Below are 22,306 nucleotides of genomic sequence, written 5' to 3'. Positions count from 1 at the left end.
CGCTTATGAAAACGCAAACACCTTTTGCCGAGCTGAGCGGTGGCCGTTTATTACTGGCAGCGTTTGTTATTGCCTTGTCGAACTTTATGGTCGTACTCGATACGACCATTGCCAACGTATCTGTACCACACATTACCGGTAACCTTGCTGTTTCAAGTACACAAGGGACGTGGGTCGTTACATCGTATGCAGTTGCAGAAGCGATTTGTGTACCCTTAACGGGTTGGCTTGCGGGCCGCTTTGGAACTGTTCGGGTTTTTATTTTTGGCCTGATTGGTTTTACCATTTTTTCTTTCTTGTGCGGCCTAGCAAATTCCTTAGGCATGCTGGTGTTTTTCCGTATTGGACAAGGTCTATGCGGTGGCCCACTTATGCCACTCAGCCAAACCTTGCTTATGCGTATTTTCCCTAAAGAAAAGCATGCACAGGCGATGGGCCTCTGGGCGATGACTACCGTCGTTGGGCCAATTTTAGGACCAATTTTAGGTGGTCTGATTAGTGACAACCTGTCTTGGCACTGGATTTTCTTTATTAACATTCCAGTTGGCATTATTTGTGTTTTAGCGGCAATCCGTTTGCTCAAACCAGCCGAAACAGAAACGATTTCTTTAAGAATCGACACAGTAGGTTTAGGTCTGTTAATACTCTGGATTGGTGCGCTACAGCTCATGCTCGACTTAGGGCATGAACGCGACTGGTTTAACAGTACGAGCATTGTGGTACTCGCTTTAACTGCCGCGATTGGCTTTGTGGTGTTCCTCATATGGGAGTTGACCGACAAGCACCCCGTCGTGGATGTCAAAGTCTTTAGGCATAGGGGCTTTGCAATTTCGGTACTGGCCTTATCGCTTGGCTTTGGAGCATTCTTTGGCAGTATTGTACTGATACCACAGTGGCTGCAAATGAACCTTTCCTACACCGCCACGTGGGCCGGCTATTTAACCGCAACCATGGGCTTTGGTAGTTTGACCATGTCACCAATTGTGGCAAAGCTTTCGACCAAACATGACCCACGTGCGCTTGCGAGTTTTGGCCTGATTTTGCTGGGTGCGGTGACCTTAATGCGGGCGTTCTGGACTACAGATGCCGACTTTATGGCACTGGCTTGGCCACAAATCCTGCAAGGTTTTGCCGTACCGTTCTTCTTTATTCCACTGTCGAACATTGCACTCGGTTCAGTGTTGCAGCAAGAAATTGCATCTGCTGCGGGCCTAATGAACTTTTTAAGAACCATGGCAGGGGCGATTGGTGCTTCAATTGCAGTCACCGTTTGGGATGACCATGCCAAAGTTGCACGTAGTGAAATGGTGTCAAACCTAAATACTGCCGAAGTTCAAAATAACCTTTTGCAAAATGGTTTTTCGGCTGACTCGACCTTAGGAATCATTTCAAACCTCGTCGATAAAGAAGCCATTACCATGTCAGCAAACCATGTGTTTTTACTATTTGCGATGGTATTTGTCTTTGCGGGGCTGGTCATTTGGCTGTGTCCAAAACCCAAAGGGGACGTTGGCGGAATGCCTTCTCACTAAACATCAAAAGCATCTCTTCGGAGGTGCTTTTTTTAGATCTATTAAAAAATAGAGCGAGTCTATAAATGGCAGATTTTGCCTGTATTTAGCGAAATAAAGCATGCCAGAATCGGGCAAATCAGTTATAAAAGAGTGTGATATCAAGCAAGGAGGCATAAGACAGGGCACAGGATAAAACGCCCTTAAACATTCAATATTATAAAACCTTATTTTTATCAAAGATTAAAAAACTTAATACCTGAAAACAAAGAAGCTTGCATGGCAATTGCATGGATAGGCAGGCGTATATATTGGAGTTATCACGTGAATAAAAGATATACATTTTTGTTCAGTAGTTTATTAGCAGTCGGTTTATTACAAGGATGTGGAGATGACTCCTCGTCAGATCAGCCCAAGGATGATTCAAATACAACCCCGCCCAATTTAATAGTTGATAATGACCCGACCAGTTGTAGCAAACTGGCACAAGACGGTTCAAGCGTGGTGGTTGGTTCAAACCAAAATGGTGACCCAGCGGCGCCAGAAGGGGCATCGGGTTATAGACTCGGTAACACGGTTAAATACGCAGATAAATATATGGTAGTGGCAAACACGCCACTTGCGGTAAAAGCAGGTTGTGATGTTTTAAGAGCAGGTGGTAGTGCAGTCGATGCAGCCGTTGCGGTACAAGCGGTGCTCGGTTTGGTCGAGCCACAATCAAGCACCATTGCGGGTAGTGGTTTTATGATGTATTACGACGCCAAAACCAAAAAAGTCACGGCTTATGATGGACGTGAAACCGCACCAGCCGCAGCCAATGAATATTATTTAATTCGCCAAGATATATATGACCCAAATTCACCTGCACCTGTACCAAGTGCGCGCCGTAGTGGTCGTTCAATTGGTGTGCCGGGTGTGATGCGTTTGCTTGAACAAGCACAACAGGAACATGGCAAGCTTAAGTGGAACCAGCTTTTTGGTGAAGCGATTGGTTTGGCTGACAACGGTTTCCGTATTCCGGGGCGTTTGGCAGATGCAATTGCAAGCAATGCAAACAGCTTAGCGCTTGATGCAAATGCAATGGCAACCTATTTTCATTCGGATGGTTCACCTCGTAAAGTCGGTGAGACCATGACCAATAAAGCCTATGCAAAAACCCTAGAAGCACTTGCCACGCAAGGCGCAAATGCGTTGCACACTGGTCCAATTGCCCAAGCGATTGTGGCAAAAGCAAGCCAAACACTAGGTGATGACCCAGCACGAACTCCAATTACCCCAAGTTTGATGACCTTGCAGGATTTATCGAACTATCAGGTTAAAAAACGCGAGCCGATTTGTACAACGTACCGTGATCGTTACTATGTATGTACCATGCCACCTCCATCTTCGGGAGGGATTGCAGTTGCGCAAACGCTGGGTATTTTAGAAAACTTTGATATGTCGCTCTATCCACCTAAAAACCCTGAAAATGAAGGCGGTGTACCTGATGTAATGGGTGTGCATTTAGTGTCTGAAGCAGAGCGTTTGGCCTACGCCGACCGTGATAAATATGTGGCAGATACTGACTTTGTTGCTTTACCAGCACAGGGCATTGCAAGCTTTATTGATAAAAATTATTTAAAACAACGGGCAGCACTGATTAACCCGAACCAAAGTATGGGCGTTGCACCAGCGGGTAATTTCAATCCAGCTTCAGGTGTGGACACCACTGTTGAACACGGTACAACTCAGTTCACGATTGTAGATGCCTATGGCAATGTGGTTTCAATGACATCGACTGTTGAATCGAGCATGGGTTCATTCCACATGGTGGATGGTTTCTTGCTGTCGAACCAGTTAACTGACTTTAGCGCCAACCCGCTTGATAGCACTGGGGCACTGGTTGCTAACCGTGTGGAAGGAGGCAAACGCCCTCGGAGTACCATGGCGCCGACTTTAGTGTTTAAAGGCACTACGCCAAATGAGTTTTATATGGCAACGGGTTCACCAGGGGGCGGTACCATCATTCAATATGTAGTTAAAACTTTGGTGGGTGCGCTGGACTGGAACTTAAACGCACAGCAAGCCACCTCGCTTGTCAACTTTGGTGCGACCAATAGCAAAAACACCAATGTAGATAGCTCGAATGTGCAGCTTTCTTTGCTTGACTTGATTGAAGGCTTAAAAGCAAAAGGGCATGGCGTTGCCAACACTGCACAAACCAGCGGTATTTCAACGATTATGAAAGTAAACATTAATAATCAAAGCAAATACGCTGGTGGGGTAGACCCACGCCGTGAAGGTATTGTGTTAGGCAATGGTGCTTTATAGACCCAACTTAAAAAAAAGCTGTCATGTTTGGCAGCTTTTTTATGTGACCCTTGAAAAAAACAAAAGACACTCAATTATGTAAATATGTTCATCAGTAGCAGACTGTTGATAAAATGCACAGTATTTTATTTTAGTTATGCTATGATGTTCAGACATTCATGGGGATGTTATTGGCTTCGACGCTGGTGATGAAACTCATAGATGCATGCCGAGAGCGCATTTTCTCTCGTAAATCAAATTTGCATATTTTAGTCGCAAACGACGAAACTTACGCTCTAGCTGCCTAAGGGCAGTTTGTCCGCTTCCTAGAATACTTGTGGTTTAGGAACCCGACCGTAGCGCACGCACACAAGTCCGTATAGAGTCAAGCCTCGGGGCTTTATACCAAACTTAGAGGATCGCAACTTGTACCCTGTTCGTCGGGTCACAAGGTGTTAAAACAATAGACGATATCTAAGCATGTAGTATTCTCGAGCGTAATGCTGGCGGACGCGGGTTCAACTCCCGCCATCTCCACCAAAATTCGTAAAAAGCCCCAAATATTAATTATTTGGGGCTTTTTTATGTCTATATATAATTTGATATCATATTATTTAAGCATATATTTTTACAGAAAATTGAAGCTCTTGCAGTACAAAATTAGATTTTAGATACCTATAAGAGAATTTTATTTCGAAATATAAGTTTAGTATTTTTTATAGTTTTTATCCGTTTTCCTTTAGTTCAGTAAAAATATCTATATTTAGCGTTTGAAAAAAGAAGTGATAAGGAAAGGGAAGCCTATAATGTCTGCATGCTGTTAAGATGATAGGGAAGTGGTCATATTTTATAGCTGATAATTCAGCTATATCTTTATCAAGTTTGCAATTAACTTTAATTTGATTAAAAGTAGAATCAAAATTTTCATAAGTTATTCCAGTCAGACATAAACCATGCAATGCAGAATTTTTATAAAAATGAGTTTCTGAATCTGCATCAGGATGCCAAATCTGTGAAGTGCATTTGGGAGTATATTTTTCTATTATTTCTCTAATTGTTGTATACATTTCCTCATCTTTTAAAATATATGAAAAAAAGGCTAATAGAGGATAAAGAATGGAACCCTTGGTAACACTTTCTCGATAACTATCACTATCATCAATTGGATGATGAACTAGTTCCATATAGTCATTAATAGTTGATGGATATCTCCTATTATAAACAAATGCAGCATTAATAATGTGAGTAATTCCTGATAACCATCCTAATAAATCATTATCATTATTATCTCTTTGTAGTAGATAATAGGCAGTTAAACTTATATCAATTGCTTGATCATCTTTAAAAGGATGAAAAAGCAAGGGATTATTCATTATTAATTTCTTTATTGATACACATATTTCATTATAAGTTTCTAAAGCATTATTTAATAGTTCTTCTGTTGGTGAATGATCTTTCATTCTATTAAAACACCAATTTAACCAAATTCCAAAAAGTGCAATTCGGCCTATCACATCGAATAACTTTATATTTATATCTACATCACAATTTCCACGTATTGCATTTGAAATTGCATGTAGTGAACTCAGGTGTGGAACTAGTTTTTTATAATATGTTTCTGAAATCGAAAGATAAAGTAAAGTTAATGATTTAAATATCTCTTTAATTTTATTTGCATCATTAGACCTTTTTGAAATACTTAATTTGATAATTTCCCAGCTATATAAAATTAATCTTTCAGCAGATAAGTATGCACTTTCTATATTATTTTCAGAATTACACCAGGAGTTAAGAATTCCCAATGCTAAATAACTTTGGCGAATTATCGTTAGTTGATTTTTTATATTTTTATCTTCAAGATTTTCAAAGAGTTTTTTGATTAATACAGAAAAATTTTTAAAAGAAACTTCTGGTTGATCAACCATTGCTAGTGATTTACGTAATAATGACTTTAATTCATCTGTTAAAAATAGTTGCTCATTAAATAAGTAAGATTCCAAATATCCTGCAATACGATCACCGCTCCATCTTGAGAATTTAATATTCTTTGTTTCTTTTTGTTTTTCAAACTGACTTAAAGTAAGTTCTATTTCCTGTTTTAAATCCCCTCCAAATGTTACACAAATTTCTATTGGAAATTCAGATAATTCAGCAGGAATATGAGTTGGAATATATGTATCTAATATTTCATTAAGAGAAGGCCTCACATCCTGGAAGCTGCCATTATCCCAGTCTTGGCGACCTAAATTTCCAGCTTTAATTGTAAACAGATAAACTTTTTCAGGTTCTCCGTTTAATGAACCAAAAGCAGAAATATCTACTCCATATTGACGATTACCAATACTTGGAGAGGAAAGAATTGTTAGCCCCATTTGAGAGAGCAGAGTTGGTATTAAAGCATCTAACTCATTTCTTTCTTTTAAACTCGCAAGGTAATCTTTAATAATTAATTTCATTTGTCAGTACCTTCGACTTTAAAGCTTAATAAAGACTGATGTAACGAGGTTGAGTCCAAAATCTCCATTGATGGAAAATCAATTGTATGGCTAATTGATTGTAATGGCATGGTTTGCCTAACAGAACCTTCCGCAGTCTGAATAATAAAAGCTGTACTTTTACCATATAAAAGAGTGTTTTCAGTAAATAAGCTTGCAAAAAAAGATTCTTTCCTTGATTTCTGATATATGTGATTCATCTTTTGTTGATGATATCTACGGTATTCAAAGTGTTGTGATGGATTTATCGTAATTTCTTTCAAATCCTTAGATAGTTTTAATGCTTGATGATATTTTTCTAAATCTTCAATTAAGTTGTCTATATATTTTTGTTTTTCCTTATTAACTTTATCCTTATTTTTTTGCAAATATTCACCAACTTTTCGAGGATAACTAATCATAAGAGGATTGAATATCACTTCACAAATAGCTTTATTTTGATCAGCTGCACACTCTTTGAAAACGGAAAAAATTAATGAAATAGCAGTGTAGGGGTTCATAAAACACCAACCACAAGCTTTTTTTGCAAGGAATAAATGATCTTTAGAAAATTGATTAATCAGTTGTGTTAAATCGAATTGAAGCTCAACTTCATGGTTGCTTAATAATTCAGAAGCATAATAGTTTAAAGATATTTTCCTTGAAAGAAACCATCTTGTACAAATTGATGAAAGCTGATTTAAATTTTCATTTTTTAATAGATAAGATGAGAAATTATTAAACTTATCAAGATTTATATCATAATTAGTATTGTAAAAAAAATTCTCTAATAATTTTAAAATTTGGATGCTTTTTTGTTTGAAAATTCTTGATAGCAGCATATCTAAATAATGGATGGTGTTGTTTGATTCTATTTTTATGAATGGAATAGTTTCTAATAATACTGTTTTAATACCTGAAGGAAGTTTTTCAAAATGATGAAAAAGTTGAACCATACATACATGTATTATCATTGTACTATGATTTGTGTAACTAATAATATTTTTAATATGGCTCTCTATCTTAATATATGAATTTATTTTATTTTGTGAAATCTGAATGAGTGAGTGTAAAGATGCTGAAAGTAATTTTTCATCAGAAGCTTTATAAGAAACTGAACAAATGATATCAATACTTTGTTCTAGGAGTATCTCATCTAACGTATACTTTATTTGACCTAATCCTAAAACTACTTCAGCAGAAAGATTATCTTTTTTTAATAATATTAGCTCCTCTGCTTTATCAAGACATAAAGCTAAGTTCTGTTTGGCAATAGAAATTAGAGTTTTTGCAGTAAAATTTACTTTATATTCATTTGATTTTAAATGTTCAAGAATATCACATGCAAAATTTAAATTTGTATCTAATAAAGCTTCGAATGAATCGAGCGGTGAATGAGACATTAGATCATCACCAGCTTCAATAATAATTATTTCCAAAGTTTTTAGTAAATTTGAATAATTTTTAATTTTAAGATTTGGTAAAGCATCTGTTAGTAAGTGTCTTATTATAAAAAAATTTACGGTTTTATTGTTTTTTAATTCAGAATATACTTGTATTAGATCTAAGTCATTTTCATTATGCAGTTGAGTGAAAATTTCAACAATATCCTCATTCTTATAATTTCTTTTTATAAATTCATCTATTGTCTCAAAAGGACTGTGATGATCAAGATGTGCTTGGATTTCACTTTTTAAACTCATGATTTTATATATTTTTCTAGCTTAGATATTTCATATATGTATCATAAATATTAATTTTTAAAAAATTATTGTTAGAAATTTTAGCAAGTATTAGTAAATTGATGTTATTTCTAAATAGTGAGTTATGCTAGAGCTTCAACTTGTATGTGAGCTATAGATCGACATCGCTAAACAGTATGCACGGACATACTCTGAAATTTGGGGAAATTTCAAACGATGATTACTCCGCTGGGGAGCGGTTTAAGAAAGGGTAATCATTCATTTTTTTTATAATTTATAAGATTTGGTTAGATCAAATGAACGACTTGATAACGAGATATTTAAATAATCTGGGGCAATGGCATGAAGTTGCGCTGACAATGACTAAAGCGATAGTTGCAATAGGTGTGTTGTGCTTACTTGTGTATCTTTTAACAATTGACTATATCCCGTCGGAAATTAGCTTTGGCGATACACTTATTTTTTTACTGATTTTTGCCGCATTCTCTATTGCTTACGCTGTATTAGGGTTTATGCTTTTTCTCTTTGGCGCATCCTTAGCCCCAGTAACATATCTTGTCTTAAGCTGGGTTGATAAGTATTTACCACCACATATTAGAATTGGGAAAAAACTTCCTTTTCCAAAGATTAATATTATTACGTTATTTGGCTCTCTTTATCTTTTATACGTTGTTCACGGTATATTTTTATTGCACTGGAAAATCAATCTATACATAGGCATTACCGTATTTTTTATTGCCTTTGCATATTATCCTTTTTATATGAATCGGCAGAAGATTAAAGAATTTAATATAAAATTTGAAAATTTAGCAGATATTGTTGATGATCCTGATGCTAGTGAAAATCTTAAAGCATTCGCAAGAAAAAAATTAAAGAGATTAGAAACACATGTTAAAGATAGCTTAGAAATAGCTTTTTTTATTAGCTTGACTCCGCTTGTACCCCTAATTCTCATTGGCGATGTTGGTAAAGTATTTCTTAATACTACAATGCAAAATACTGGGGTAAGAATAGAAAAGGCAACCTTATATATTAAAGAACCTTATGCAAATTTAATTGAATTGCCAAAAACAACAACTAAGGAACTGAGTCAGTATAAAACCTTTATTTTTAAAGATGTTAAAGTGTTATTTCAAGGCATTGGTAAAAGCACTTTAGTTTCTTATAAGGTAAAGGATATGGAAAAGCAGTTAGTAGTTCCTAATGAATATATTACTGTAGAGCGAACTTTGAAGGTCGATAAGTAATATATCTAAGTCATTATCAGTTAGCTTTCCCCAAGGCCCCTGTGCTAAAACAGAACCTTGAATTTCTAATATTTCTCTAATGAACTTTCTGAAAATGCCAGACTTTGAAAATTTGAACTGATATATTTATTGGGTGTTCTAGCAATATGAATAGCTTAGTTTTTACTTTTTAAATTAAGCGGTTATTAAATTTTATAAAAAGGGTGTGAGTTGTGTTTATAGTTGAAATTATAAATGCTGGGGTTAAGAAGAAAGCAAAAATAGACAAAATGTTTTTAGATAAGGGACCTTTCTGTATTTACTATATTCATGACGAACATGGATTTCCCAAGCCTATTGCTCGATGTGACAAAATAGAAGAAGTCGAAGTCATAAGAGACTTAACTACAAAAAAGGCGACAACAAAAGGTTATGAATTTTCAGAAACAACGACCTCCACTTCAGATTTAATAACCCGAACTTTGCTGGGAGGAGCATTGAAGGGCACAACTGGAGAAATCATAGGAGGTGTGACAGCAGCTAAAAAAACTAAAACTGTGCAATTAAGTCAAACTACAGAAGAAATAGATAAGCATTTATTACAGCTAAAAGTTAAATTTTTGGATGGAAATACTTTAATAATTAATACGGATAATCCAGAGGTTATGGAGTTACTATTTTCTTATGTTGGTGTTCAGGATATTGATGAGAGTGAATTACAAGAGCTAAGAAAATTATCTTTACAACAAAGAGATAAAGAAAAGTTAAGAGATTTTAAATTTGCCAACGATCAAGAGTCTTATGAACAGGCAAATCAAATAGCTACTGAAAAGCTTGCTCAATTTAAGCATGCGAGTAAGCAATCTTTACTATGGCAGAGCTTATTTATATCTTTTTTAGTTTCTTTTATCGTCGCTTTTCTACTTAAAAACTTTGTAGGTTTACTAGTCTCTTTTATAGTTTTCCTAATTTTAGGTTTAGTTATTTCAAAGGTTATTTATACCAAACTTAATTTTCATAATGAAAGTAAAAAAGCTAAATACCATGCTTTATTTGAAGAGGAAGTGTTTAAGCAAATTACTTCAATAAGAGAAAAAAGTAGTAGCTAACGAATTTATGTTCACTTGTTTTTGGCTTTTATTGTTCAGGTAAGAATTATCTTCCCCAAGGCCCTTGTTCCACAACAGAACTTTAATTTTTTATAGCGACTTAGAGTAGAATGCCATTACAGCTAGTTTTATTTTATCTTTAAGAAATTGCCATTCCACCAGAATTCTTTATATAAAAAAACCACTTATGATAAGTGGTTTTTTATTCTTAAACTTTTGAAGAACAATAGTAATTAAAAAGTTAATAACAATCTTAAAAAGGTTTTTACTTAGTAGCAACTAGATAGTAAAGCATGCTGCCCATTCCATTTTTTCCTTTACTGATGACTTTAAATTTACCTGTCAAATGACCAGTTTCTGTATTCCATTGTACGTATGGGGCACATTTATCAATAGTCGTCTCTGCATTTGGGTTATTAATCTTGTCGCACTCTATGTAAGCGTCATATTTCACTTTACCAATAGGAGCTATATCAAATGTTGGGCTTACTGAGCGATAACCATAAGTAATAAAATCGAAATCATTTGGGTCTTGTATAACTAATTCTAATTGAACAATTTTGTTGTGATTTTTTTTAAGGAATTTAGCAAAGTTCACATCTTTTTTAGGTATTCCTTTATAGCTGGGAATAGGGCTCGCATAAAGATTAGAACCAACTGACATGAGTATGCTAATAAGAATGAATTTTGTGAGGCTAATAATTTTCATAGATAATTCCTGATGTATTTTTCTTAATAACAGAACTTTATAGGTGAAGTTAGTAAGTACTTGTTCTAATGATATATTGCTTATCATAATAAAGTAAGTAAGAGGTCTGCTGAGCTCTTTTTTATTTAGATATGGGCTCTTGAAGAATTGATCTTTCAATCGCTTCACCTTCTACTAAATATAATTCGTTAAATAAAAGAAACTCTCTAAATATTTGATTCCCCCAAGGCCCCCGTGTCACAACAGAACTTTAATTTTTTGCGCTGATTTAAAGTCATCCACCATTGCGACACAGAGATAAGGGAGCTAAGCCAAACGCTTAGCCCATGTCTTCTTTATCGCACCGCCGCATCACGCTAAAAAAAGTAGGGGCAAAGTCCTGTGGGAGAGCAGGACTTTGCAAACTGACATGTTCTAGACGTTGCATGAGCTTATGCGAATACACTTGTTCAAGCCGTTGGTAAATACAGTCGCAACTGGCTTGGGTGTGCCCACCAGACAGGCAAATTTCTTCAAAATCCTGCTGAGTGTGAATGTCGCAACCAGAAACACCGTAATCGCCTATTAAAAGGCTTAAAGCCAAAATAGGTTTATAAAGTTTCATATTATTCTCGTGATAATTTTCACTACATTATTTATAAAAAATAAGCCGCTTATATTTAAAGTCTTAAAATCATTTTAAAGGCAATAATTAACCCGCCTGAAATATAGGAAAATAAAATGATTAAGTTTTTTAAATTAAAAGTATTTATAAATTTAAAATATTTTAGGTGAGAGAAAGCCTAAATTTTAAATAAATAAAATTACGAGAGAGGATAGGGGATTAATATAAAAAATGGCATGGTCAACTCCTAGAATTTATGGAGCTCTACCACCAAAGATCACCGTCAATTGATTATGGTGGTAGAACGGAAGAGGGTTGACAGACTGGGTATACAAACCAGCACGCGCAAGCGCGTCCCCCTCCCGTCCTACCGCAACGGTAAGGGGGAGGTGCAAGTTGCGCACAAGTCTTATACTCAGGGAGTATTTACCTGATACGCTGTATACTCGGTCTGTCAAAACCGACTGGCAATGTAGGCCAGCGAGACCATAATAATCATAAGTTTTTAACAGGTCAATTCAATTTAAATAAAATATTATAAAAATTTTAAATATAAATTTATATTTTAATTAAACTCAAGAGTTAATCTATTTATAGTCATAAATTAATAAAAATAATAAAGCTAAACTAAACGTTTAGCCTGCTCTTAAAATGTATAGCGGTAATTAATAAATAAACGATGCTGGTCCCAATCTTTACGTGTTAGACCATTTATTTTTTCACCTAAGTTTGCATTTTCAAATTTTGACTCATAATGCAAAAATGAATAACGCACATCTAAGTTTTTCACCCACGGCAACGCATAACTCACCGTAAAGTCAAAATAACGCTCTTTACCTTCAATATCACTGCTGATGTTACTTTGGTGAGCGCCAAAGCCATAAATATACTTCGCATCGGTTTTTAAACCTTTCACGTAGTCTTTCCAGTTATATTTCAGGCGAAGGGCAACGGCAGTTTCATCGTTATTGGTAAAGTCAGGGCCAATAGTCGACGAGGTTGGAAATGGGTTGGTGCCGTGGTCTTGCGTTAAAACCGAGTTGCGGGCAGAGTGCACGGCAAAGTTATCTTCAATCCAAAAACCATCAAACTTTGAAACGGCAATGCCACCTTCGATATTATTTTTGGCCACATTTACATCGACAAAATAACCATTCCCACGGTTGTTAATGTCTTGGCCTTTGACACAGTCCAGCTCGGTTTCGGCACCGCATTTAAACAGCTTGCCATCATCACGCGAGAAAAAAGCACCTGTGTTAAATGTCCACACTAAGCCATGAAAGGGCAATTTATATTGAGCAATCGCTCCGTACTTTTTTAAATAATCTTTGCTATTTAAATATTCGGCATTCAAGCTCCAGTTTTTGTACTGATACTTGGCACCGAGTAAACCGACATAATCAATGCGTTCGTCATTTTCAGTGACCAATTTTTCAAAAGAATCCATGCTGCGAGGTTTCCAGCGGTCATAGTAGGCTATGTAAGTCTGTAGCTGATCATTGAGTTGAAACTGACCACTCGCACCCGAAAAAGTGTCGGGCACAGCTCGGTTATTGGTGCTTTTAAGTAACAGTGAGTCTTGCAACTGACGGCCTAATTTAATTTCGCCTTTATCGCCGAGTTTTGCTTTGATATAGAGCTGCCCTAAAGTCGCAAAGTTCTGATCGAGCTTGCCGTTATTTTCGACCTCTAAAAGCTGGGCGCTAGGTTTGCCAGAGTCAAATAACTTGGTGACTGCATAGAGTGAGCCATCTACTCCCAGCCAGTCCCACATGTACGGTGACTGATAATTTAACTCAAGCCCTAACGCACTTTGTTCATATTCACTCGACGAAGGCGAAGGGTTGGCAAGCGTGGGGTGGGCGGTGCCTTCATCATTCCAGTAACGGGTGTTGAGTTTTAATTCTAACTTGCCAAATTCTTGAGGAAGCTCTGCATACGCATTGCTCACACTGCCTAAACCAATACAGCCCCATAGCAAATATTTATTCATTTTAAATTCCTTTTTTAAGCATGAATAAGCCCTTTGCCTAACGGTGAGGTTAGGCAAGCTTTTTATGAAATGGATGAATTAAGGAGAGAGTTTTTCGAGTACTTGGCCTTTGGTTTCAATGGCAAAGAAGAAGGTCACAAGGCCACCAATGAGCGCCACAACCGCCAGCACACTAAACACATATTGAATGCCGTAGCCACCAACGACCAGACCGACCATCACAGGTCCAATTGCAGAGCCAGCACGTAACCAAGCGGTACTAAACCCGATGCCCATCGCACGTAGGCGAGTTGGGTAAAGTTCGGCAGCGTAAAGGTATAAAGAGAATGAAATGGTCTGCAAAATGGCATAGCTCAGCGTTGCTAAAATCACAACTTCCATCGCCGATTTAGCACCTAAAATCGAGAGGCTCATGAGTGGAATGATTGCCAAGAAAAACGCTGCACTGTACCAAGGACGGCGGCCGACTTTATCAATCATTAACGCACAGATAATAGAGGCAATCACACCCACACCCGACGTAATCCAGCCATAACCCAAACTGGTTTGAAGCGATAGACCAAAATGTTGTTTGTAGAGAGATGGCAGCCAAGTCACCATGGCATTGTTAATCATATAGACGCAGAACCACATGCCCCACAGGGTAAAGGTACGTTTGCGGTAGATCCCTTGAAACAGCTCACGCCAGTCGGTTTTTGCCATGGCTTGCGGGTTAATGTCTTTAACCACAGGTTCAGGCAAAGTTTTACCACTTTTAATGGCACCGTCTTCAAAGCTTTTGACAACTTTATCAGCTTCTTTAAAACGGCCTTTTGAAGCAAGCCAGCGTGGTGATTCAGGTAAGAAAAACCGTAAAGGAATCACCAGTAAAGAGGGAACTAGACCCACAATAAACATGACTTTCCAGCCGTAAATTGGCATCAGGAAAAACGCCGCCATACCCGCAAACATAAGGCCGAGTGGGAATAAAACTTCATAGAGCAAGAAAAACTTACCGCGCTTTTCTGCACCAATAAACTCGTTAATATAGGCACTCGCAACAGGTACTTCGCCACCTGTTCCAATGCCTTGTAAGAAACGGAAAATTAACAGCGACATTCCGCTCCACGCAAACAGACAAGAAATGTCCATTGCCACAAACAGTAAAATGGTAAAAGACAGGACTTTTAAGCGACCGACTTTTTCGGCAAGTGAACCAAAAAAGATGGCACCAACCAGTTGCCCGACATAGCCCGCGGCAATGATCGCACCGACATAGGCAGGGGTAAGATGCCATTCGGTAATGAGTTGGGGTAAAGCAAAGGCAATCGCAAGAACAGTATAAGCGTCAAAAAAGGTCGCTATACCAATGGTAATTCGCATAAATTGCAAACGTCCGGTCACAGGAAGCCGTTCGAGTCTTGCAATAATTTCCGCATTTTTTTGATGATGACTAATTGGTTCTACATCCGCTAGATTTGTCATCTCTATCTCCTTATCACTACATTCCTCGTAGTTTTGTTGTTCTATTTCGCACTACCTGTTCACCACAGTTTGCATGCTTTTTATTATTATTTTTAAGTGACATGCCCGATGTTTGGCCTCAGGCAGCGTACAGTAAAAAAAGGCTAGCGTACATGCTAGCCCGAATAGAATTTAAGCAACGGCTTGGGTTAAATCGACCTTGCCAATTCCGGCTTGACGCATCGCATCATGAATTTCTTGCTCAGCACCATCTGCCAGTGGAAGCAATGGCGAACGCACAGTGGCATGGTCCAAAATTCCGCGAGCAACCAGTGCATGTTTAAGCGCGACCGTGCCTTCCATGTGTGAACCGCGGTGATAGACATTGCGAGTCACTGGTAAAAGCTGGTCGTGAAGTGCACGTGCTTTTGCGTAATCTTTAGCTTTACCTGCCTTAATCATTTCAATTAACAGTTCAGGGGCAATGTTGCCATAACCAACCAAAGCACCGTCTACATCAAACATGGTGTGAAGCAAATATTCATCGTGGCACGTCAAAATTTGTAAGTCTGGACGTTCACGGCGAATAATCGGAATTTCGACATCCCAGCGACGCATGTTACGCACACCATTTTTCATGGCAAATACGCCTGGTTGTGCAGAAATATCGAGTAGAGTGTCTAGGTCATAAGTGGCCTTAGTGGCATCTGGATATTGAAATAAAATAGATGGCAAACCACTTTCTTCATAAATCGCTTTATAGCGGTCTTGTGGTGCGCCTTTTTGATAGCCAAAACGCAACCAGCCGTGTGAAGGGTAAATTAAGCCTGCCGAAGCACCAGCGCTGACTGCACGTTTTGCTTCTTCTGCTGCAACCGAAGTACCTTCGAGCGTAATACCTGCGATTACCGGAATTTTGTCATCTACCGATTTAACAAAGCTTTCGATGACCTGCATTTGTTCTTTTTGCGACAAGAATGTTCCTTCACCTGCATGCCCAAGAACAACCAAGCCTTTCACACCATCAATACTACCTAACCATGAACCTAAACGTTGAATTGCATCATGGTCTACTTGTCCGTCACGGGTAAAAGGAGTCACAGGTGCTGGGGTTAATCCACGTAAATCTAAACTCATAATCGTACTTCCTATACAGTGTAATTAAATATTCTCTGGTTCTTAATCTGATTTAAATCGTGTTGTAGAGAACATGATTGAAGTATAGAAATAGGCGAGCTATGTAGGAATTACCAATTCTTGAATTTCAGTTATACTGAAAATGTATAGCTCAAAAGTGCTAGTTTGCGATTTAGGAAGAATCGATGAATTATGATTTATGGAAAATATTTTTAGACGCGGTGGAACTTGGTAGCTTAAGTAAAGTCGCGATGCTGCATAACACCAATCAACCACAAATTAGTCGACAAATGAACGAGCTTGAGGCCCAATGTGGTGGTCGTTTGTTTAACCGAACTGGGCGCGGCGTCGAACTCACTGATTTAGGCCAGCATTTACTTCCTAAAATTCGTTCATGGCTGAACGTGACCGACCAACTCAATAATGAAATTTTGCACTCGACCGATACACCGATTGGTACGGTTCGTATTGCCAGTTTGCCGTCTACTGCACATCCGTTGTTATCGACCCTGTACAAAGTACTTCAAGAGAAATATCCCTTAATTAAGCTGTCGGTGCGTGAAGGGCAAGGGGTGCATTTAGAAAAATGGCTGGAAGATGGCAGCGTCGATTTAGCGATACTCTATCGGTTTAACCCGACGCCTAAACAGGGCGATGTTTACCTTACCGAAGCCGATACTTACTTGATCGGTTGTGAAGGAGATGTGCTCACTCAGGCAAATGAAGTCGAATTTAAAGCAATAAATCAGTTACCGCTGGTCACGTTTTGCAGGCCAAGTAATTGGCGTAATTTTTTAGACCACATGGCTTATGAAAATGGGGTAGAGCTGAATATTGTGTTTGAAGCTGACTCGATTAGTTTACAAACGCATTTGGTTGCCGAATCTGGCATTTACACCATGCTTGGGCCGCAGGCTCTAAAAAAGGCCAGCCAATACACCTCAATTCAAGCGGCAAAAATTATAAGTCCCGAGCTAAAGCGCTATATTTCCTTGTCTATCTCTAAACATGGCTATTTAACGCCTGCTTGTAAGGCGGTAATGGAAGAAATTAGAAATCTGGCTCATTTGCTTTAAGGGAAGTGCAACAAAGTAAGGCGGCAATTAATTCAATTTATTAAACAGTGATTTAAGTTTTACTTGAATTATTGCTTGACTTATTTAAATGATAATTATTATCATTTGTGAGTTCCTTGTTTTGAGTCCAATTGCTGTGAACAAAACTTCTTTGCTTGTAGATCAGTTATATAGAAGTCACCAAAGCTGGCTTCACCAATGGTTGAGACAAAAATTAGGTAATACTGATCAGGCCGCAGATCTGGTTCAGGACACATTTATTAAACTGCTACAAACGCGAGACGAGCTATTTGGCATTAAGGAACCGCGTGCCTATTTAACGTCGATTGCTAAAAACCTGCTCATTGACCAAGTGCGCCGTAAACGCATTGAACAGGCCTATTTAGATGGCTTGAGTCAAATGGAATATATGCTTGAAGCGGTGGCTTCACCCGAAGACCAAATGCAAATTATTCAAGCAATTAACCAGCTTTGTAAAGCACTCGAAGGGGTTTCTGAAAAAGCACAGCAAGCTTTTATTTTGCATTACCTCGAAGGCTATACCCATAAAGAAATTGCGGCACAATTAAATGTGTCGACCAAAATGATTCAAAAATATTTGGCGAGCTGTTTAATTCAGTGCTACCAAAACCGACAAGACATGGACGCTTGCATTTAAATGGCCATGGATAAAAGCAAACATCACCAGCTGGTTGAAGAAGCCGCGCACTGGATTGTTCAACTGAGTTCGGATGATGAAAGCTCACGAAAAACCGCCAAACAAAAATTTGAAGAGTGGAAAAAAACCAGTGAGCAACATCGCCAAGTGGCTGCCGATATTGAGCAATGTATCGGTTCAATTCAAAAACTTTCCCAAACCAGCGGACATAAAAAAGTCACTAAGGTTGCACTTAAAGCTGGCCTAAGCTCAGGTAAAGCCTATAAACATTTGCGGGCAGGAACAGCTTTTGCTGTCGTGTTTGTTGCCATGAGTGGGGCATTATTTTATTTAACCGATACTACAGTGGCCTATGTTACGGCCGATATTCAAGGACAATCGGGGCAGTGGACCACGCAAACCTTGCCAGACGGTTCACGTTTAATTTTACGTGGTAAAAGCGCAGTCAATCTTGATTTTAAAACCAACCAGCGAGTGGTCGAGTTGGTGCAAGGTCAAATTTATGTCGATGTTGCCAAAGATAAGACCAAACCCTTTTTGGTCAAAACCAGTCATGGACAAATTCAGGCACTCGGCACAGCTTTTAGCGTTAGTTATGACCCTTCGGCAACCGAACTCAACATGTTGCACTCAATGGTAAAAGTAGAAGCGACGCAGGTTAAAACGACCCAATTGCACGCCACTCGTCAGGCCATTGTTGAAGCAGGGCAAGCCATTAAAATGGACCAAAACGGCGTGCAAAAACTGCCTGCACTGAATGTTTATAACGAACAACAAAAATGGCAAAAACATCAACTCATGGTCGAAAACCTGCCGCTGAATCAGGTGTTACAAGAACTAGACCGTAACTACAAAGGCAAAATTATTTTTAATGATGCGGCACTGCAACATGTGCGGGTCAATGCTGTATTACCTTTAGACCAAACCACAGAATCGCTTAAGCTTTTGGCTACGGTTTTTCCAAACCTGAAAATTAAGCAAATCACGCCGTTTGTGGTCATGGTTTCTTTAAAATAATAAAAAATTAAATTTATTTTCAATTTTAGGTTCCACTTTTTTGAAAGTCGTTCGTCATAGTAAGTAGAAGCAATAAATATGGATCATTTTAATCAGTTGTACTGAATGATTCTTATTACGATTTACTGGGGCGGGGCAAATGAAAAAAGTGGGAACCGGGCAAAAGCGGAATCGATCGATTTTTCGATTTTCAACACTGGCGTTTGCCATACATGCTGTGTCGATGGGTGGGCTTGTTACGCTGCCTATGCAACAGGCCTATGCACAAACAGCCGGAGTTAAAAGCTATAACATTCCTGCGGGCCGTCTTGCTAACGTATTGAATCAGTTTGCCGAACAATCGGGTACTTCAATTGCAATGGATGCCCAGCAACTTCAAGGATTACATAGCCTAGGCTTAAAAGGTAACTTTGCCGTCGAGCAAGGTTTTGAGCAGCTTTTAAAAGCAACCGAATTTAATGCCGTAAAAGTTGGGCAGGGCTACACACTCACCAAAAAATCTACGCCTCGGGTCACTTCATCTAAAGTTCAGGCCGCTAGCCTGCCGCCAAGTAGTGCCGTAATTGAAGAAGATGCATCGGTACGACTCACGCCAATTGTGGTGTATGGCAAAGAAGACCGTGACACAGAAGGCTATAACAAAGTTTATGACGCAAACCGTTCTTCCGTCTATGCGGGCAAAGACTATGTCGAGCGCTTTAAAGGAACCAACCCTGCCGATGTTTTACAAGGCATGGTGGGAGTCTATAGCGGTGATGCTCGTAACAGTGGGGCACTCGACCCAAGTGTACGTGGTGTGCAAGGCGTTGGCCGTGTGCCTTTAACCATTGATGGTACTGAACAGTCGATTGCCGTGTGGCGTGGCTACAATGGGGTAAACAACCGCAACTATATCGACCCCAATCTCATTGCGGGCATTGAAGTCATTAAAGGCCCATCTTTAGAGCGCAATACCACGACTTCTGTTGGCGGTGGTGTGGTGGTTAAAACACTAGAGGCTGATGATATTGTTCGTCCGGGTAATTCTTTTGGTGCCGAGTTAAAGGTAGAAGGCTCAACCAATTCAATCGATCCGTCTTTGCCAGACATGAGTAAAGTGGGCCAAAACTACGATAACACAACGCCTTGGATCGACATGAATGGGGCGAAATACGACCCTGATATTTATAAAAAGAACAGAACCAGAAGTGATAATTCTAATTTTTCAGGCGACGACTTGGCGGGCCGACTGGCGATTGCCACCAAGCAAGATAAATTCGATTTACTGGCAGTCTATGCAGTACGTGAACGCGGTAACTATTTTTCGGGGACACATGGCGCGGGCTACTATAAACGAGCGACGCCAGACAGTAGCCTCGACTTTATTCCTTACTTTGCCTATGCCTATCAACCGGGTGATGAAGTTCCCAACACCTCAAGTCACATGGAGTCGTGGTTATTAAAAGGGACCTATCGTCCAACAGATAACCAGACCCTTAAACTAACTTATCGAGATACCAAAAATATTTTTGGTGAAATTATGCCATCTCGTATTGTTTGGGGTATTACACCTGACTTAGGTGTTCCGCAGTGGCCTTTAAGCAATATTCACTCTAAAGCTTATAGCCTCGAATATAAGTTTAAGCCTGAGAATAATCGCTGGATTGATTTCTATACCAACATTTGGCAAACCGACACCGAAAGCCAGACATATACACGTGGTGGGTGGCCAACCACAATCGATTTCCGAGATAATACCATTATTAACACGGCGCTAAGCCATTCTGACAATACGCGTAAAGGCATTACGGTGAGTAATAAAACCCGTTTGTTAGACCAGCTTGATTTGACGCTCGGTGGAAGTTTCTTAAAAGAAAAGCTGACGTCCGACGATGTATACGGCGAATTTGGCCCAAGTTATTCGCTCTATCAGGCACTGCCACGAGCAGGGCGCCGTGAGGAAAAAACGTTCGACTTTAACTTTAATTATAGACCGCTGTCTTGGTTAAGTTTTGATGCGGGCATGCGTTATCGCTCGTATTGGGCTGTTGATGACTTTTTAAATAAATCTTTGCAGAGTGAGATTGACCCGAATTTAAATCCGCTATTTACCAAAAAAAGTAGGCTTAAAGAATATACCTTTGAATATCAGACCATGCCCGAGAGTTACACCTCAACTCAGCAGCGTTTAATCAATGTTTTAAAACAGCGCTATGCCACAAAAAATCCTGAATGGGATGGGCAGCTCGATACCGTGCCTGCATCAGAGAGCACGTTGTATAACATGATCTGGTCACAGAAAAATACGCTGAGCTGGAAAGCTGATGCCAACGGGAAATTGTCGCTTGCCGATAATCCTTTAAACCAGCTCAATGCCTCTGGACAAAAGTACGTCGTAACTGGCGGGAACTTTATGTCAGTGGTCGACCAAGTTCCGGTTGAGTCTGCCGACAAAGTTAAAGATAGCGGCTGGGCACCGCAGTTAGGTGCCTCAATTCACCTCACGCCAAACAGCAGAATCTATGCACGCTATGCAGAGGAATATCGCTTACCAAGTTTGTTTGAAAGCACTGTCGGTTTTTCTGCAATGTTGCCATACCAAGCAATTAAGCCTGAACACGCTTTTAACTACGAAGTGGGTTATGTCTATGACATGCGTGACTGGTTCAGCACAGCGCGTAATGCCGACATTAAACTCGCCTATTACTACAACACAACCAAAAATGTGATTGAGCGTGATCAGAACCTTATTTTTACCAATATGGATGAGCAGAAACTATCAGGTCTAGAGCTACAAAGCCGTTTTGATAATGGCGGTTTCTTCACAGACTTGAGCGTGGCCTATAACTTAAAAAATGAAGTGTGTGACACCAATAGTGCCATTAACAAAATGATTTTAGGCGGCACGGTTCAAACCGGGCAGGGTCTTGAGTTCCGTGAACCGTATCAGCGTTGTGTCGATGATGGTTTCCCAAATGGTTATTTAGTGACCATGGCCACACCTGAACTGAGTTTGCACGGCTTGCTTGGCGCACGCTTTTTAGATGAAAAGTTAGAGCTCGGTGCACGTGCAACATTCTATAAAGCTTATGAAAGTCCGCTACGCAAAAACAATGATGCTAGCGTCAATAAAGGCTATTACCTCAATGTGCCTTTGGCGTGGGACGACACATGGATTTTTGATGCCTATGCACGTTATCAGGTCGATGACTACAACACGGTTGAGTTTGTCGGCAGTAATCTTTCTAACCAGTTTTATATCGATCCTTTAACCCGTAGCGCCATGGCCGCACCCGGCCGAACGATGAAAATTAGTTGGACCACCAAATTTTAAACAGAATTTGATTCCCTCACACATACATAAAAGGGGAGTCAGGT

The 22,306-nt window shown here is 39.2% G+C and carries 15 protein-coding genes and 1 other RNA gene; 9 read left to right on the top strand and 7 right to left on the bottom strand.

From position 1 onward, the window contains the following. Positions 1 to 5 precede the first annotated feature (5 nt). The 3 genes from BMW38_RS10395 to ssrA all read left to right on the top strand — a co-directional run bounded on the left by BMW38_RS10395 (position 6) and on the right by ssrA (position 4,340). Complete coding sequence (locus tag BMW38_RS10395) at positions 6 to 1,532, top strand: DHA2 family efflux MFS transporter permease subunit (protein ID WP_092707697.1); 1,527 nt, start codon at positions 6 to 8, stop codon at positions 1,530 to 1,532. Between the two features lie 303 nt (positions 1,533 to 1,835). Continuing rightward, entirely contained in the window at positions 1,836 to 3,821 is a 1,986-nt protein-coding gene (ggt, locus tag BMW38_RS10390) for a gamma-glutamyltransferase (RefSeq protein ID WP_092707695.1), read from the top strand. A gap of 160 nt (positions 3,822 to 3,981) precedes the next feature. Then, positions 3,982 to 4,340, top strand: a transfer-messenger RNA (tmRNA) gene (gene ssrA / locus BMW38_RS10385). 185 nt (positions 4,341 to 4,525) lie between these two features. Here ssrA and BMW38_RS10380 read toward each other — a convergent pair. Both BMW38_RS10380 and BMW38_RS10375 read right to left on the bottom strand, forming a co-directional pair. Beyond that, positions 4,526 to 6,256 (bottom strand): hypothetical protein, encoded by a 1,731-nt coding sequence (locus BMW38_RS10380; protein ID WP_092707693.1) that lies wholly within the window; start codon positions 6,254 to 6,256, stop codon positions 4,526 to 4,528. After that, positions 6,253 to 7,977 carry a hypothetical protein gene (locus BMW38_RS10375; protein WP_092707691.1) on the bottom strand — a complete coding sequence of 575 codons (1,725 nt, stop codon included), beginning with the start codon at positions 7,975 to 7,977 and terminating at the stop codon, positions 6,253 to 6,255. The genes BMW38_RS10380 and BMW38_RS10375 overlap by 4 nt, the downstream gene beginning before the upstream one ends. A gap of 296 nt (positions 7,978 to 8,273) precedes the next feature. On the opposite strand from BMW38_RS10375, the gene BMW38_RS10370 reads away from it, so the two are divergent. Both BMW38_RS10370 and BMW38_RS10365 read left to right on the top strand, forming a co-directional pair. Then, positions 8,274 to 9,224 (top strand): hypothetical protein, encoded by a 951-nt coding sequence (locus BMW38_RS10370; RefSeq protein ID WP_092707689.1) that lies wholly within the window; start codon positions 8,274 to 8,276, stop codon positions 9,222 to 9,224. A gap of 212 nt (positions 9,225 to 9,436) precedes the next feature. Further along, positions 9,437 to 10,312, top strand: coding sequence for a hypothetical protein (locus BMW38_RS10365; RefSeq protein ID WP_092707687.1), 876 nt, complete (start codon positions 9,437 to 9,439; stop codon positions 10,310 to 10,312). Between the two features lie 265 nt (positions 10,313 to 10,577). On the opposite strand, the gene BMW38_RS10360 is transcribed toward BMW38_RS10365, so the two are convergent. From BMW38_RS10360 to BMW38_RS10335, 5 genes are all read right to left on the bottom strand, one after another. Next, on the bottom strand, positions 10,578 to 11,105 hold the full coding sequence (locus BMW38_RS10360) for a hypothetical protein (RefSeq protein WP_092707767.1): 528 nt from the start codon (positions 11,103 to 11,105) through the stop codon (positions 10,578 to 10,580). A gap of 235 nt (positions 11,106 to 11,340) precedes the next feature. Then, positions 11,341 to 11,625: a hypothetical protein gene (locus BMW38_RS10355; RefSeq protein ID WP_004794079.1), complete on the bottom strand. Its 285-nt coding sequence runs from the start codon at positions 11,623 to 11,625 to the stop codon at positions 11,341 to 11,343. A 646-nt stretch (positions 11,626 to 12,271) separates the two neighbouring features. Continuing rightward, positions 12,272 to 13,618, bottom strand: a complete 1,347-nt coding sequence (locus BMW38_RS10345) for an OprD family outer membrane porin (protein WP_092707682.1) — start codon at positions 13,616 to 13,618, stop codon at positions 12,272 to 12,274. A 78-nt stretch (positions 13,619 to 13,696) separates the two neighbouring features. Next, positions 13,697 to 15,082, bottom strand: a complete 1,386-nt coding sequence (locus tag BMW38_RS10340) for an MFS transporter (protein WP_092707679.1) — start codon at positions 15,080 to 15,082, stop codon at positions 13,697 to 13,699. A gap of 171 nt (positions 15,083 to 15,253) precedes the next feature. Continuing rightward, positions 15,254 to 16,198 (bottom strand): dihydrodipicolinate synthase family protein, encoded by a 945-nt coding sequence (locus BMW38_RS10335; RefSeq protein WP_005042407.1) that lies wholly within the window; start codon positions 16,196 to 16,198, stop codon positions 15,254 to 15,256. A 185-nt stretch (positions 16,199 to 16,383) separates the two neighbouring features. Here BMW38_RS10335 and BMW38_RS10330 point away from each other — a divergent pair, with 185 nt between their 5' ends. The 4 genes from BMW38_RS10330 to BMW38_RS10315 all read left to right on the top strand — a co-directional run bounded on the left by BMW38_RS10330 (position 16,384) and on the right by BMW38_RS10315 (position 22,262). Further along, a complete protein-coding gene (locus BMW38_RS10330; protein ID WP_092707677.1) occupies positions 16,384 to 17,274 on the top strand; it encodes a LysR family transcriptional regulator in 891 nt (296 codons plus the stop codon). 136 nt (positions 17,275 to 17,410) lie between these two features. Further along, the gene (locus tag BMW38_RS10325; RefSeq protein ID WP_092707765.1) at positions 17,411 to 17,932 is read left to right on the top strand and encodes a sigma-70 family RNA polymerase sigma factor; all 522 of its coding nucleotides are present in this window, start codon (positions 17,411 to 17,413) and stop codon (positions 17,930 to 17,932) included. Next, positions 17,933 to 18,949: a FecR family protein gene (locus BMW38_RS10320; protein ID WP_092707675.1), complete on the top strand. Its 1,017-nt coding sequence runs from the start codon at positions 17,933 to 17,935 to the stop codon at positions 18,947 to 18,949. Positions 18,950 to 19,088: 139 nt separating this feature from the next. Next, positions 19,089 to 22,262 carry a TonB-dependent receptor domain-containing protein gene (locus BMW38_RS10315; RefSeq protein WP_280138506.1) on the top strand — a complete coding sequence of 1,058 codons (3,174 nt, stop codon included), beginning with the start codon at positions 19,089 to 19,091 and terminating at the stop codon, positions 22,260 to 22,262. Positions 22,263 to 22,306 lie beyond the last annotated feature (44 nt).

The sequence above is a fragment of the Acinetobacter sp. yr461 genome, assembly GCF_900110445.1.
Classification (GTDB): Bacteria; Pseudomonadota; Gammaproteobacteria; order Pseudomonadales; family Moraxellaceae; genus Acinetobacter; species Acinetobacter calcoaceticus.
Note: the sequence above shows the minus strand (reverse complement) of the source record. Positions and strands in the feature narration are given on the sequence as shown.

What these genes read in the sequence shown, in the direction of transcription:
- BMW38_RS10330 (WP_092707677.1), top strand. Translation starts at nt 16,384, where the DNA reads ATGAATTATGATTTATGGAAAATATTTTTAGACGCGGTGGAACTTGGT.
- BMW38_RS10380 (WP_092707693.1), bottom strand. Translation starts at nt 6,256, where the DNA reads ATGAAATTAATTATTAAAGATTACCTTGCGAGTTTAAAAGAAAGAAAT.
- BMW38_RS10375 (WP_092707691.1), bottom strand. Translation starts at nt 7,977, where the DNA reads ATGAGTTTAAAAAGTGAAATCCAAGCACATCTTGATCATCACAGTCCT.
- BMW38_RS10345 (WP_092707682.1), bottom strand. Translation starts at nt 13,618, where the DNA reads ATGAATAAATATTTGCTATGGGGCTGTATTGGTTTAGGCAGTGTGAGC.
- BMW38_RS10370 (WP_092707689.1), top strand. Translation starts at nt 8,274, where the DNA reads ATGAACGACTTGATAACGAGATATTTAAATAATCTGGGGCAATGGCAT.
- BMW38_RS10340 (WP_092707679.1), bottom strand. Translation starts at nt 15,082, where the DNA reads ATGACAAATCTAGCGGATGTAGAACCAATTAGTCATCATCAAAAAAAT.
- BMW38_RS10315 (WP_280138506.1), top strand. Translation starts at nt 19,089, where the DNA reads ATGAAAAAAGTGGGAACCGGGCAAAAGCGGAATCGATCGATTTTTCGA.
- BMW38_RS10335 (WP_005042407.1), bottom strand. Translation starts at nt 16,198, where the DNA reads ATGAGTTTAGATTTACGTGGATTAACCCCAGCACCTGTGACTCCTTTT.
- BMW38_RS10355 (WP_004794079.1), bottom strand. Translation starts at nt 11,625, where the DNA reads ATGAAACTTTATAAACCTATTTTGGCTTTAAGCCTTTTAATAGGCGAT.
- BMW38_RS10395 (WP_092707697.1), top strand. Translation starts at nt 6, where the DNA reads ATGAAAACGCAAACACCTTTTGCCGAGCTGAGCGGTGGCCGTTTATTA.
- BMW38_RS10320 (WP_092707675.1), top strand. Translation starts at nt 17,933, where the DNA reads ATGGCCATGGATAAAAGCAAACATCACCAGCTGGTTGAAGAAGCCGCG.